Here is a 14852-nt window from a genome sequence, read left to right as displayed (position 1 = left end):
TAAAGAAGTCAGGTATCTGCAAAGGAGGGAATTTTATGCTGATAATTAATGGGAAAATATTTACCATGACCGGAAAACCGGTAGACTGCGGATATATAAGAACAGAGGGCAAGGTGATCACAGAGGTGGGAACCATGTCCTCACTGGATAAAAGGCAGAAGGGGGAAGAGGTTCTGGATGTGGATGGTGCCTGGGTGCTGCCGGGGCTGATCGAGGCACATGCCCATATCGGAATCTCTGAGGAAAAATGGGGTGCCATCGGGGATGACTGCAATGAACTGACAAACCCGGTGACGCCGGCACTGCGGGCGATTGATGCCGTTAATGCCATGGACCCGGCATTTCATGATGCGATCAAGGCAGGGATCACCTCTGTGATGACCGGGCCCGGAAGCTCCAATGTAGTGGGCGGCCAGTTTGTGTTTATGAAGACCCAGGGCAGATGTGTGGACAATATGGCGATACTGAACCCGGCAGCCATGAAAGCAGCACTGGGGGAAAATCCAAAAACTACTTACGGGGAGCAGGGAAATTGCCCGGCTACCAGAATGGGGGAGGCAGCCCTTCTGCGCAGAACACTTTTGGAGGCAGTGCAATACCAGAAGGACAAGGAACGGGGCCGGCTTGACAGGGAGGACTTTGAGAAGGAACCGTGGATGCCTGTGCTCCAGCGTGTGATCCCTATGAAGGTCCATGCGCACAGGGCGGACGACATACTGACCGCCATCCGCATTGCAAAGGAATTTAATATAGATATAACCATAGACCACGGCACAGAGGCACATCTGATCGTGGATGAGGTAAAGGCATCCGGGTTCCCGGTGATCGTGGGCACGGATTTAACCTCGCGCTCCAAACTGGAAGTGCAGAATATGAATTTCAAGACCAATAAGATCCTGGCAGAGGCAGGGGTGCTCATTGCAGTGACCACAGACCACCCTGTGGCGCTGATCCAATATCTGCCCCTGTGTGCCGGGCTGGCGGTGAAGGAGGGGCTTCCCATGGAGGAAGGGCTGAAGGCCATTACCATCAATCCCGCCAAAATATGCCGCGTAGAGCAGCGTGTGGGAAGTCTGGAGGCCGGAAAAGACGCAGATATTGCCATATTTACGGGAAATCCCATGGAGGTTTTTACGAAGACCCTTTATACCATAATTGACGGTGAGATCATCTATAACGGCATGAAAGATGAGGAAAATTCTGAATTTGTACCGGGAGGCAGCCGAAAGGACGCACAAAAAACGGCGGCAGGAGAGAATGAGTAGAATTCTTTGAAATGCTGTGGTAAGATAAAGGTAACTATTCAGCAGGCAGTGCGGACTGCAGGTCCTTCCTGCAGAGCCGCAGGTACAAAGGAGGATGTAAGTGTGGCAAAATACAAATGTAGTGTATGCGGGTATATTTTTGAAGAGACAGAAAGTAAAAAGTTTGAGGACCTAAAACAGTGTCCTGTATGTAAACAGCCGGCTTCCGTATTTGTGCGTATAGAGGAGGAAGAGAAGGAGGCACCGGCGCCGGAAGAGCCGGGAACGGAAAATGCGCTTGATTATCCGCCGGAGTATGTGCGCCGTGATCCCTCCTGCCGCTATATGGCAGAGATCCATCAGATGGCGGTCACAGGAAAGCCGATCATAGAGGCCATGGGCACACAGATGAAAATGCCCAATTGGGATGACATCCTGATACTGGGTGCCCAGCTCAATCCGCCGCCTCTTATGGAGCACGACCCGGTCAGCACCACTACGGTGATAGGGAAACATGCTGAGAAACCAATGGTCCTGGACATGCCGGTCTACATATCACATATGTCATTCGGCGCTATGTCAAAGGAGATGAAGACAGCTCTTGCAAAGGGCAGTGCTATGGCAAAAACCGCCATGTGCAGCGGGGAGGGAGGAATCCTTCCGGAGGAAAAAGCGGCTGCGTACAAGTACATATTTGAATACGTCCCCAACCGTTACAGTGTTACACCTGAAAATCTTTCCACAGCGGATGCCATCGAAATTAAAATCGGGCAGGGTACAAAGCCGGGAATGGGCGGCCATTTGCCTGGAGAAAAGGTGACACCTGAGATTGCAGCCATCAGAAACAAACCCCTCGGACAGGATGTGATCAGTCCGTCCAAATTCCCCGATGTCAATACAAAAGAGGATTTAAAGGAACTGGTGGACCAGCTCAGAATGGCCTCCGGCGGGCGTCCCATAGGGATCAAGATCGCGGCAGGCAGGATCGAAAAGGATCTGGAATACTGTGTGTTTGCAGCGCCTGATTTTATTACCATTGACGGCAGGGGCGGTGCCACGGGAGCAAGCCCAAAACTGGTGCGGGATTCCACCAGCGTGCCGACTATTTATGCGCTTCACAGAGCCAGAAAATATCTGGACAGCATAGGTGCGGAGATTGACCTTGTCATTACAGGCGGTCTGCGGGTGTCCTCGGATTTCGCAAAAGCTATTGCCATGGGTGCGGATGCCGTTGCTGTTGCATCTGCGGCTCTGATAGCGGCAGCCTGTCAGCAGTACCGTATCTGCGGCTCGGGCCAGTGTCCGGTAGGCGCGGCTACCCAGGACCCGGAACTCAGAAAGCGCCTGAAGGTGGACGCGGCAGCCAAAAGAACGGCGAACTTTTTAAACTGCAGCAGGGAAGAACTGAAAACATTTGCCCGTATCACAGGGCATAAAGATGTCCATGAGATGAATGTGGATGACCTGTGCACGATTAACCGTGAGATATCAGAATTTACAGACATAGCACATGCATAAGCATAAAGATACCGCGGGGTATGCTCCATAACGGAGACTGCCCCGCGGTTTTTTAAACCTCTTCGCCCAGAAGTGAGCGGTAAAATTTCTTCTGTTTTACAAAATAATAAATGATAAACAGCACAGCCGTCAATGCCCAGGAGATCGGATAACTCATAAGTATACTCTGGATGCCCGGAATATGCGGCACAACCGCAAAAATCCAGAAGATTCTCAGCAGACACACACCGCCGCAGGTCATGATCATCGGAATCAGTACATCCCCGATACCGCGGAGGGCACTGGACAGGATCTCTATGAAGATGAACAGCACATAACTCGGGGCAATCACCTGGATGATCTTCATACCAACTTTGATAACCTCCGGGTCCTGGGTAAACATGCGGAAGATATAGCTGCCAAACAGCAGAAACAGGGCGCTTACCAGTATGGAAGCGATAAAGTCCATGAACAGGCAGACAAACACACTTCTCTTCATACGGGAATATTTCCCGGCTCCGTAGTTCTGCCCCACGAAGGTGGTGATGGCGATGGAAAAGGCGCCGGATATCATCCAGTAGATCGCGTCCATTTTGCCAAATGCCGTGTAGGCTGCCATGGTGTCGGTTCCCAGGTTGTTCAGAGAGGTCTGTATGATAATATTTGAAATATTATACATGACAGACTGGATTCCGGCAGGAAGCCCGATGGTGACAATGGATTTGAGCAGGAATCTGTGGAAACGGATATTCTTTGCCTCCAGCAGATACATTTCCCCCGGCTGCATCAGGGCGCGCACCACAAGGATGGCACTTACGGCCTGGGCGATCAGCGTGGCGATGGCCGCTCCCTCAACCCCCAGATCCAATCCCACTACCAGCAGGATGTCCAGAAATATATTGATAAAGCAGCACACGATCAGATAGTACAGGGGGCGTTTGGAATCGCCCACTGCCCTCAGGATCGCAGACCCCACATTGTAAATAAATACAAAGACAATGCCGCCGAAATAAATGCGCAGATAAGACGCGGAACCTGCCATTACATTTTCCGGTGTGTGCATCAGCCGCAGCATGAAGGGGGTAAGGATCAGTCCCAGCACAGTGATGATGATACTTCCCACAATGGACAGGGCGGCCGCTGTGTGGAGCGTGGCGTTTAAGTCCTTTTTATTTCTGGCACCGTAATATCTGGCAATGATGACCGTGGCACCGGAGGAAAGACCTACGAAAAAGCCCACGACCAGGTTGATAAGCTGCCCGGAAGAACCGCCCACGCAGGCCAGAGCCTCTTTGCCCACGAACCGGCCTACCACAATGGCATCCGCTGTGTTATAAAGCTGCTGGAACAATGTGCCCAGCATAATGGGAAAGAAAAACAAGAGAATCTGTTTCCAGATGACTCCCTCGGTGATCTGATTTTGACCCGTTTGTTTTGTATCCATGATGTTTTCCCCCTGTTTATAACGTGAAAATTCATGCAGAAAGCATGTTTACTTATATCGAAAAAAAGCACATAAGGTATCATACCTTATGCCCTATATACATATATAACACAGTTTTTCGGGAAAGTCGATAAGAGAAAATGAATTTACTGTGAACAGTAATCATTTTGTGGTATGATAGAGGCAGAAAAATTATGTTTGGGGTAAGACTGGAGGAACTTATGAAGGTAAAGATACGTGTAGCGGACCCGGCAGGGAATATCACAATTTTTGTCATGACACCACTGGAAAGGAGTCAGTACGCGGAGGCAGCCAATCAGCTTCTGGAGCAGAAGAAATATAAGGCGGAGCAGGTTGGATTTGTGGAGGAAAAGGAGGACGGAACCCTGCATATGCAGATGATGGGCGGCGAGTTCTGTGGTAATGCCACAAGAAGTTTCGGATATCTGAAGAGTCTCATGGACGAGAAACATCCGGCGCTTGTGCAGGTGGATGTGAGCGGTTCGGAATCCCCCCTGGATGTTGAGGTGGACCTTGAATCCGGAACCAGCCGCACAACCATGCCGCTGCCGCGAAAGATCGTAAATCTTTCCGTGCCCGGCCAGGGAACCTGTCCCATGGTCTGCTTTGACGGCATCAGCCATATGATCGTGAAGGGACCGAGAAGGAGTGATGCCTTCGTACAGGAAGTGCTGAAGGCAGCCAGGGCATGTGAGACATGCGATGCATACGGCATCATGTTCCTGGAACCCAGCGGTGACGGCATGGAGAAATGCTACCGGATGACGCCTGTGGTATATGTGGTGGAGACAGATTCCCTTGTGTGGGAATCCAGCTGCGGCAGCGGAAGTATGGCCTGCGCGGTGTACCTGGCGGACAGAAAAGCAGACGGCACTTATGTGTATGTACTGAGACAGCCGGATGGTCAGATCGAAGCAACGGTGATCCGCCGGGAAGGAAAAACGGTACAGTGCAAAATGGGCGGAAAAGTCACGATTTCCGGCGAACTGGAAGCAGAAATCCTGTGAGACAGGTACCGTGTAAAATAAGAGAGAAAGGTTGACATAAGTATGCAGAGGAGCAGTTTACATAATCCATATCCAGTAATAGAAAAGGATGGCGTCCTGTCATTTGGAGGAAACCAGGCGTGGTCAGATTCTGCTGTTATGAGAAAATGCGGATGCGGTGTCATAGGCGGGACGGATTTATTGCTGTATTTAAGTTTACATAAAGATATCTGCCGGACGGAGTTATTTCAGGAAGCCTATTTGGAAAACGGTATTCTTGAACTGCCGGAATATATGAGTTATGTTAACTGCTTTAGGAAGAAATACCTGCCGGTCATTCCTCATTTCGGCATGGCCGGGTGGATGCTGGTGCTGGGGCTTAACAGGTATTTCAGGCATGAGCGGATCAGGCTCAGGGCAGTCTTCGGCGTGCTGCCCAGAAATCTGTGGGTGAGGATCAGCGCTATGCTGGCCCATGATATTCCTGTCATTTTGCTGGTGGGACCTAATTTTCCCTTTGTGTGGGGAAAGCACAGGCTGAATATGTACCACCGTTCCCAGGAGGGAGAGTATTCTCCCTCCTGCCAGATAAAGGCGCATTTCGTCACCGTGACGGGGATGGATGATACCTGGATGCGGGTTTCCTCCTGGGGGAAGGAGTATTATATCAACAGGCAGGAGTATTTTAATTATGTGAAGAAACACAGTAGTTTTCTGATCAGTAATATTTGTTATATTAAGAGCAGGAAGTAGTGAGAACTGCCGCCTGTCGAAATGAATTTAGAAACATACTTTCGTCTAAATTAGGGAATTATCCCGGGCCGCAGACAGCGGCTTGGTGATAATTCCCTTTTATATTGTATGTTTCTTTTGCAAAATGGTCAAAATATCAAACATTTTTGGTAAGAAAGGCACCTGTTCCGTCAGATTGACATGGGTTACAATGATTTTATCAAAAAGATTACGGAGGAAACAGAAATGAGGAAGAAAACAGTAGCTGTATTACTTACAGCGGCAATGATGACCGGTATGCTGGCAGGCTGCGGGAACAGCGGCGGAGACAGTGGGAAGGAGGCTTCCGGCTCTGCCGGTAAAAAGGGCGACAGCGATACGCTTACTGTCATGTGTGTTGGGACAGAGGCAGATACCTATATTGATGCCTACAACTCCATAGCTGAAAAGTTCTCTGAGGACAATGAGTATGGCGTAAATGTAAAAATTGATTTCTATGAGAATGAGCAGTATAAGACAAAGCTGACTACGCTGATGGCCTCTAATGCAGTACCGGATGTATTCTTTACATGGGAATTGTCGTATCTGCAGCCGTTTGTGGAGGGTGGTAAGGTAACGGATATTACTTCTTATCTGGAAAAGGATGCGGAGTGGAAGGACAGTTTCGCTGACGGTACCCTTGAACTGTTGTCATATGACGGAAAAAATTATGGAATACCTACACAGAAGTCATTATGTGTCATGTTTTATAACAAAAAGATTTTTGAAGAGAACGGGGTTTCGGTACCGTCTACCTATGATGAGTTTCTGAAAGTGTGTGATACTCTGAAGAATAACGGGGTAACTCCTATGGCTATGTGCGGAACAGACGCCTGGATTCCCGCTCAGTTTGTACAGCAGATAGCCGGAGGAATGGCGGGTGACAGTCTTTTTCAGGATATTTGCGACGGAAAGGAAAAGTGGAATAATGAGACACATGTAAAAGCGGCTGAGGAAGTGAAAAAGATGGCCGATGCAGGATATTTCCAGGATGGATATATAGGCATGGGGCCGGAGGAATCTACGGATCTGTTTACCAACGGGAAATCCGCCATGTATTTTATGGGTGCATGGGATGCGGATAAGATTCAGAAAAGCGGTATGGGTGAGGATGCGGGGGCCTTTGTGCTGCCGGCCTATGATGCGCAGTATAATAATATTTCGGTTGGGTCTGTGGATACCAGCTTTGCTGTATCAGAGACTTGTAAGAATAAGGACGCGGCAGTTGCATTTTTGAAATTCTGGACTTCTCAGGAGATGGAGGAGATGCTGCTGTATGAAAACGGAAGGATTCCGGCAGATAATTTCGATCTGGATACCGGTAAGCTGACACCGCTTATGGCGGAAGTGCTGACAATCTCCAATGAACAGGTGGGATTGACTCCCTGGTGGGACAGACAGTTTGGGGCTGGTGAAGGTGTGGAGTTTAATAATACCTGTGTATCGGTTCTTGGAGGAGAGGATGCTGAGGGGGCGTTTGATGGGCTGCAGCAGTTTGCGGAGGATAACGCTGATAGGTAGTTAGTATAATTTAAATTTATGGTTAAAGGGACGGGGAGGAAGGCGGGGCAGAACCCTCCCCCTCCGGCCCGGTTCTGCCCCGCCTTCCTCCCCTGACTTTGGCTGCGATAGGAGTAAAGATACAGAGTTGGATGAGATAAGAAGATTGAAAATCAGAGGAATATAGAGGAGGAAAATCGGATGGAGGATAAAGTGATAAGGGGGATGAGATGTGGTTGTGTTTGGGATTGGTGAGGTGATGTGGGATGAATAAGGTTCTGGGTAATAAGAAGAGTATTGCGGTTTTTGTGCTGCCGGCTTTTTTGATTTATGCGGTTTTTGTGCTGGTGCCGATTGGATATAATGTGTATGTGAGTTTTTTGCAGACGGATTTGATGAGTCCCAGTAAATTTGTGGGAATTAAGAATTATGTTAACCTGTTTCGGGATTCGACTTTTACGGGGGCTTTGAAGAATAATATATTGATGGTGATTGGGTCGTTGATCGCGCATTTGCCGTTGGCGCTGCTTTTTGGGAATATTTTGTTTCAGAAGATTAAGGGGAGTCATTTTTTCCAGACAGTGTTTTTTTTGCCGAGTGTTATCTGCGGGGTGGCTGTGGGGCTGACCTGGACGTTTGTGTATAACTCGGAGTTCGGGCTTTTGAATAAGTTTCTGGAGATTATCGGCCTGGAGAGTCTGCAGCATGTATGGCTGTCGGATAAGAATCTGGCGTTGTTTTGTATTATTGTGGTTGTTATGTGGCAGTTTGTGGGTTATCACATGATCATTCAGCTTGCTGCCATGAAGAATATTCCGTCCTCTTATTATGAGGCAGCGGAAATTGACGGGGCCAGTAAATGGGTGCAGTTTAAGAGTATTACATTTCCGCTTATTAAGCCGATCTTGAAGGTAGATGCTGTACTTATCATTACGGGTTCCCTGAAATATTATGATTTGATCGCCGTTATGACAGGGGGCGGGCCGAATCATGCTACGGAACTTATGTCAACCTATATGTTTTATCAGGGGTTCAGGACGCTGAAGTACGGATATTCAGCCGGAATCGGTGTGATACTGCTGATTTTGTGTATGTGTTCTGTGCTGCTGTCAAACCTGGTGTTCCGTTCGGAACCTGTTGAATTTTAAGAGGAGGACAGTGAGATGAGATTATCAGCAAAGGATAAGGTTTTTCTTGTACTGAAATATATTGTGCTGGGGATTTTTACGATACTATGTCTGTATCCTCTTTTGTGGCTGTTTTTGAGTTCCTTTAAAACAAATACGGAGTTGTATGCAAATCCCTGGGGGCTGCCGGAACATTTCAGCCTGGATAATTATGTTCAGGCCATAACAGAAGGCCATATTTTGCAATATTTCGGCAACTCTGTTATTATTGCAGTATCGGCCGTATTAGTGGCAGTTGTACTGAGCAGTATGGTATCTTACGCAATAACCAGGATGCAGTGGAAGTTGTCCAGACTGACACTGAATGTGTTTCTTCTGGGGATGATGATTCCGGTGTATGCTATGGTGGTTCCTCTGTTTTCCATGTTTAACAGGATGGGACTTCTGAATACACATCTGGCAGTTATCATACCGCATATTGCAATCGCTTTTCCGATGGCGATTTTTATTATGACAGGATTTATGGGATCTCTTCCAAAAGAAATGGAGGAGGCAGCAGTCATGGACGGGTGTAATATTTACCAGATATTTTTTAAGATCATTATGCCTATTTCAAAGTCATCTGTTGTGACAGTGGCAGTCGTTACTTTTATCAATATATGGAACGACCTGCTGCTTCCCCAGATATTCCTGACGGATGCCTCCAAGATGACGCTTCCCGTGGGTCTGACGGAGTTTCAGGGGCAGTATGCGACCAATTATGTGGCGGAGATCGCGGCGGTGATCATTACGATCATACCAAGTATTATTGTGTACATATGGCTGCATAAGCATATTATGGAAGGCATGGTGGCAGGAGCGGTAAAGGGCTGAGCGCGTCCGGAAAAAAGGACAGTCCGGCTGCCTGAACGGCTGCGATACAAGAGGTGGGGACATGAATTTACTGGTTGCAGATGATGAGATGGCTATTCGGAGGGGGATGCTCTCCCTTCCGTGGTCAAGTATAGGGATTGAGAATGTGTATGAAGCGGAAAACGGGCTGCAGGCCAGGGAAATGCTGCAGCAGAAGAAGGTGGATATCATGATAAGTGATATCAAGATGCCGGGGCTTACAGGGCTTGAACTGGCTGAGTATGTGAAAGAGTATGATCTGGACACCGCGGTGATTCTTCTGACAGGATTTTCTGACTTTTCCTATGCCCAGAAGGCGATCAGAAATGAGGTCTTTGACTATATGCTGAAGCCTTTGAGACCCAGGGATATTCTTGAAACCGTATCGGGTGTTATGAGACGGCTGGAACAGCGGCGTTATCAGGAAAATGTAGTGCGCAGGTATGAGACAGATGCGGACAGTGTTGACCTGGGGGACCAGATACGGCACCATTTCAGAGGTGTCAACCGGCAGTGTATGGAGATTCTGCAGGATATGGCCCAGAGGTTTACACAGGACATCACACTGAATTCCTTTGCGGATACCTATCATTTTTCGCCCGCATATCTTTCCAGAATGATCAAGAAGGAGACGGGATATTCTTTCAGTGAGATTTTAAACAGTATGCGCCTTGCAGAAGCTGCCTGGCTGCTCAGGGAAGAAAATGTGAAGATAGGGCTGCTGTGTGAAAAGTCCGGATTCCGGGATGCCAGGTATTTCAGCCAGGTGTTCAAGAAGGCCTTTGGCTGCAGTCCCGGTGAATTCAGAAAAAATGCCGGACAGCAGAAAAACTACAGTATTAAGAGTATATTGGAGCTGATACAGGATAAAAAATAACAGAACTGTCCGGGGGCATGTGATGAGGGGAAAAAGGAAGTGCAGACTGAAGATCACAGGAATCAGAAAAAAGATGCTTTTGGTGTTCGCAGTTCTGATCACTGTCACAGGAGCCGGGATCTCTGTTTTTTCTGCCGCGGTTTTCAGGCAGGGATACGGAAAGATTTCCAAGGTTTATTTACAAGATGTCACACAGCAGACAACCAATAATCTGGAAAATATGATTCAAACCATAGAGGATATCAATATCCAGATCCTGTCCAGCGCCGTGATCCAGGAGCAGCTTGAAATTGTGAACGGACAGGAGATGGAGCTGTACAGTATCAGGAACATCAGTAAGATCGTGGAGCGGGAACTGGAGACAAATGCACTGTTCAGTTCCGACGTGGTTTCCCTGAGTGTGATCTCAAAAAGCGGACTGGAATTTTCTGTGAAAAAGATTACAGGCCGCGGAACGGATTTTGCATTTCCGGAAAAAGATATCTATGCTGCTAACGGGACAACCCTGTGGGGCCTTGTTGGTCCGGATGATGATATCTGCATCGCCAAGGCAATACTGGATCTGACTACCATGAAGCCCATCGGATATATTAATATTGTCTACGAGAAAGAATACTTTGGTGATATTGTTAAGGATAATTCCACTGAGTATTCCGGAGCGTCTTATGTGGTGGACCAGGACGGTATTATTACGGTCACCAATCACGAAATGTATCTGGGCGATAAATTTCCGGTGGAGATAGAGACCCTGAGGGAGTCTGAGACATCCCGGTATGACATTTTAAACGGAACAAATTCATTTTACTACGTAGGAAATCAGATGCCCAACGGCTGGACTCTGGTGGAGGCTGTTTCTGTGAAGGAGTTTTATAAAAATACATACCGAGTGATCGGGCTGACCGGGATTTTTCTGCTGGGTATCCTGATTCTGAGCTTTCTATCTATCAGTATGGCGACAAAACATATTGCCAGGCCTACGCAGGATCTGCTGGAGAGCATGAAACTGTTCGGCAGAGGAAATCTCTCACATCGTGTGGAGGTCAAGACCACGGATGAGATCGGACAGATAGGCAGCGAGTATAACCGTATGGCAGAGAATATTGAAACGCTGATTGAAAAGGTCTATAAGATGGAAATCACACAAAAGCAGGCGGAGATTGATTTCCTGTGTATGCAGATCAATCCGCATTTCCTCTATAATACGCTGGATACGATCAGTTGGATGGCGATCATGCAGGGGAACCTGGATATCTCAGAGATGACCATATCCCTGGCTGACCTGCTCAGGGCCATGATCAAAAAGGACAGATTCGTCACAGTGGAAGAAGAGATGAAGACAGTGAAGGATTATCTGCTGATCCAGGGACAGCGGTTTGGTGATAAGATTTCTGTTATATATGATATAGATGAACAGGCATATCCTTGTCAGATACCTAATTTTATTCTACAGCCCCTGATTGAAAACGCGATCATCCACGGATTGGAGCCGAAGCTTGATAAGGGGACGCTGCGAGTGCAGATAAGACTGGAAGAAGACAGAGTCGTATTTTGTATTGCAGATGACGGCGTGGGCATGAGCCGGGAGGAAATCCGGGAGCTGTATGAGAAGTGTGAAATGAATGATACAAATCAGAATATCGGACTTAAAAATGTTTACCGAAGGCTTATCCTGTGTTATGGTGAAACCAGCAGGCTTAATATAGAAAGTGAAAAGCACAGAGGAACGAAAATTAATTTTATCCTGCCCATGACAGTCAGGGAGCAGGAGGAGGAGGAAACTAAATGAGGAAAACACAGAATTACAATTGGCCCACCCTATCCCTGGGCACCTGTTATTATCCGGAGCACTGGGACAAAAAGCTGTGGAGGGAAGACCTTCGGCGTATGAAGGAAAACGGTATCTTTACCGTCCGGATCGCGGAGTTTGCATGGAACAAGCTGGAGCCGAGGGAAGGGGAATATACCTTTGACTTTTTCGATTCTTTTCTCGATGTGGCGGAGGCGGAGGGTATGAAGGTCATATTCGGCACTCCCACAGCCACACCGCCGGTCTGGCTGACGGAAAAGTATCCGGAAGTGCTGAACTGCCGTCTGGATGGGACCCCATTTAGGCATGGTATGCGGAGACATTATAACTATAACTCACCTGTTTACCGGAAATTCTGTTCCATTATTGTGGAGAAGGCGGCACAGCACTACGGACAGCGCCCTTGTATTGTGGGATGGCAGATAGACAATGAGATCAACTGTGAGGTGGATGTCTTCTATTCAGAGAGTGACACAGCAGCCTTCAGGGAGTTTCTGAAGGAAAAATATCAGACACTGGATGCTCTCAATGAAGCCTGGGGGACCGTATTCTGGAATCAGACGTATACAAAATGGGAAGAGATCTATGTGCCCAGACCCACAGTGCACGATTCCACCAATCCCCATCAGGTACTGGACTACACCAGATTTGTATCCGCCAGTGCCATACAGTTCTGTAAAATGCAGAGTGATATTATCAGAAAATATAAAAAACCTCAGGATTTCATCACCACAAACGGCATGTTCGGAAATCTGGACAACCACAGGATGATGGACGAATGCCTGGATGTGTACACCTATGATTCCTATCCTAATTTCGCTTACTGTCTGTGTGAGGACCCCATCCATTCGGATGACTTGAATGACAGGAAATGGAGCCGGAATCTCACAGAGGTCCGGTCCATCTGTCCGCATTTCGGTATTATGGAACAGCAGTCAGGGGCAAACGGATGGAATACCCGTATGGAGGCGCCGGCCCCGAAACCGGGCCAGATGATGCTCTGGGCCATGCAGAGTATTGCCCACGGCGCTGATTATGTGAGCTTTTTCCGCTGGAGGACGGCTGTTATGGGTACCGAGATCTACTGGCATGGGATTCTGGACTATGACAACAGGGACAACCGGAAACTGTCCGAGGTATACAGAATCTGGAAACGCACGGAGGCCATCCGTGAGATGGCAGGGGCTGACTACCAGGCGGCCTTTGGACTTGTGCGGGACTATGACAATATCTGGGATTCCCAGTTGGATGTGTGGCATATGAGACTGGCTAAGAAGAGTGAAAAGGAAATCTTCACAGCCGCACAGTTAAACCATACTCCCATGGATATGGTCTATCTTCTGGAGGATACAGACGCTGAGGAACTGTTAAAGTATCCGGTGCTGTTTTATCCCCATCCCCTAATCCTCACAGAGAAAAGGGCAGAAGTTCTGAGAGCCTATGTGGAAGCAGGCGGCTGCCTGATTCTGGGGTGCAGGACGGGACAGAAGGATGAGACAGGCAAATGTGTGATGCAGCCAATGCCGGGACTTCTTTCCTCCCTGACACAGACGGATGTAAAGGAATATACCTTTGTTGGCCCGGCAGATGAAGCAGTGTCTATGGAGTGGGAAGGCAGACAGGTGGAAACTGGCCTGTTTAACGATATTCTGGCAGCTGCGGGACCTGACGCCGATATTTTGGCAAAATACAGTTCCAACTATTATGAGGGACGCCCGGCTCTGGCGGAGACGTTATGTGGTAAAGGAAAAGTCCTGCACTTTGGAGGGACATTTACCAGGGATAATGTGAAAGCGTTTCTGGCCTATACAGGCGTGCTGCAGCCTTATCAGTATCTGGCTGAGGTATCAGAGGCCTGTGAGATCGCCATGCGGGTGAAGGACGGGAAGCGGTATCTGTTTATTCTGAATTATGACAAAGAGCCGCAGAAGGTGGTTCTGAAGGAAGCAGTCATGGATATGGACACAAAGGATGAGGTACAGGGAAGTGTTCTGCTGAAGGGATATGAGACCAAGGTTTACCGGATTTTTTAAGATACAGAATATAGAGCGAGTAACAGAAATACAAGAAAACGCAGAAAGCCGCGGGAACAGATACGGCGGCTTCTGCGTTTTTTTCAGGAGGAACAGTAAAATGGAAATATTTGATATCATAGATGAATCAGGCAGACCCACAGGTAAGACCGTAGACAGGGAGACTGCCCACGCGGAGGGGATTCTGCACCGCACGGCCCATGTGTGGCTTCTTCGCAGGCGCGGTGACAGGACAGAGGTACTTCTCCAGAAACGGAGCAGGAACAAGGATTCCCATCCGGGATGCTACGATATCTCAAGTGCCGGACATATTCCTGCAGGTGTGGACTTTGTTCCCTCTGCGCTCAGGGAACTGAAGGAGGAACTGGGTGTGGATGCGTCTGCGGAGGAGTTGGTCTGCTGCGGCAGGAGAAGGATATTCCACAGGGATGTGTTTTACGGCAGGGATTTTGTGGATAACCAGGTCAGCAATATCTATTGTATGTGGAAAGATATAGAGCCGGAACAGATGACGCTTCAGAAAGAAGAGGTGGAGGAAGTCATATGGATGGATCTGGAGCTCTGCAGGGAGCTGGTCAGGACAAACGGTATTCCTCACTGCATTTACATGGAAGAACTGGATATGCTGCCGGGATGACAGCAATATCCGGTTCT

General features: G+C 48.3%; 12 protein-coding genes. 11 read left to right on the top strand and 1 reads right to left on the bottom strand.

The window, feature by feature from the left end:
• The first annotated feature begins 35 nt into the window (after positions 1-35).
• Together MUB35_RS04055 and MUB35_RS04050 are read left to right on the top strand one after the other, a co-directional pair.
• On the top strand, positions 36-1265 hold the full coding sequence (locus tag MUB35_RS04055) for an amidohydrolase (RefSeq protein ID WP_103732734.1): 1230 nt from the start codon (positions 36-38) through the stop codon (positions 1263-1265).
• A gap of 102 nt (positions 1266-1367) precedes the next feature.
• Positions 1368-2762: a glutamate synthase-related protein gene (locus tag MUB35_RS04050; RefSeq protein ID WP_103732736.1), complete on the top strand. Its 1395-nt coding sequence runs from the start codon at positions 1368-1370 to the stop codon at positions 2760-2762.
• Between the two features lie 52 nt (positions 2763-2814).
• Here MUB35_RS04050 and MUB35_RS04045 read toward each other — a convergent pair whose 3' ends face one another.
• Positions 2815-4185: an MATE family efflux transporter gene (locus MUB35_RS04045; protein WP_103732733.1), complete on the bottom strand. Its 1371-nt coding sequence runs from the start codon at positions 4183-4185 to the stop codon at positions 2815-2817.
• A 221-nt stretch (positions 4186-4406) separates the two neighbouring features.
• On the opposite strand from MUB35_RS04045, the gene MUB35_RS04040 reads away from it, so the two are divergent.
• The 9 genes from MUB35_RS04040 to MUB35_RS04000 all read left to right on the top strand — a co-directional run bounded on the left by MUB35_RS04040 (position 4407) and on the right by MUB35_RS04000 (position 14835).
• Positions 4407-5213 (top strand): hypothetical protein, encoded by an 807-nt coding sequence (locus tag MUB35_RS04040; protein ID WP_103732735.1) that lies wholly within the window; start codon positions 4407-4409, stop codon positions 5211-5213.
• 42 nt (positions 5214-5255) lie between these two features.
• Entirely contained in the window at positions 5256-5945 is a 690-nt protein-coding gene (locus MUB35_RS04035) for a hypothetical protein (RefSeq protein ID WP_054350368.1), read from the top strand.
• 225 nt (positions 5946-6170) lie between these two features.
• Positions 6171-7484 (top strand): ABC transporter substrate-binding protein, encoded by a 1314-nt coding sequence (locus MUB35_RS04030; protein ID WP_158587244.1) that lies wholly within the window; start codon positions 6171-6173, stop codon positions 7482-7484.
• A gap of 245 nt (positions 7485-7729) precedes the next feature.
• Positions 7730-8611, top strand: a complete 882-nt coding sequence (locus MUB35_RS04025) for a carbohydrate ABC transporter permease (RefSeq protein WP_186971015.1) — start codon at positions 7730-7732, stop codon at positions 8609-8611.
• A 15-nt stretch (positions 8612-8626) separates the two neighbouring features.
• A complete protein-coding gene (locus MUB35_RS04020; protein ID WP_103731334.1) occupies positions 8627-9463 on the top strand; it encodes a carbohydrate ABC transporter permease in 837 nt (278 codons plus the stop codon).
• Positions 9464-9524: 61 nt separating this feature from the next.
• Positions 9525-10358 (top strand): response regulator transcription factor, encoded by an 834-nt coding sequence (locus MUB35_RS04015; protein ID WP_054350371.1) that lies wholly within the window; start codon positions 9525-9527, stop codon positions 10356-10358.
• A 22-nt stretch (positions 10359-10380) separates the two neighbouring features.
• Positions 10381-12144 (top strand): cache domain-containing sensor histidine kinase, encoded by a 1764-nt coding sequence (locus MUB35_RS04010; RefSeq protein WP_103731335.1) that lies wholly within the window; start codon positions 10381-10383, stop codon positions 12142-12144.
• The gene (locus tag MUB35_RS04005) at positions 12141-14198 is read left to right on the top strand and encodes a beta-galactosidase (RefSeq protein WP_186971014.1); all 2058 of its coding nucleotides are present in this window, start codon (positions 12141-12143) and stop codon (positions 14196-14198) included. Before MUB35_RS04010 ends, MUB35_RS04005 begins: the two co-directional genes overlap by 4 nt.
• Positions 14199-14298: 100 nt before the next feature.
• Positions 14299-14835: an NUDIX hydrolase gene (locus MUB35_RS04000; protein ID WP_033141560.1), complete on the top strand. Its 537-nt coding sequence runs from the start codon at positions 14299-14301 to the stop codon at positions 14833-14835.
• Positions 14836-14852 lie beyond the last annotated feature (17 nt).

Source organism: Blautia sp. NSJ-175, assembly GCF_022867815.1.
GTDB classification, from domain to species: Bacteria; Bacillota; Clostridia; order Lachnospirales; family Lachnospiraceae; genus Blautia; species Blautia celeris.
This window is presented reverse-complemented; position numbering and strand designations above follow the sequence as displayed.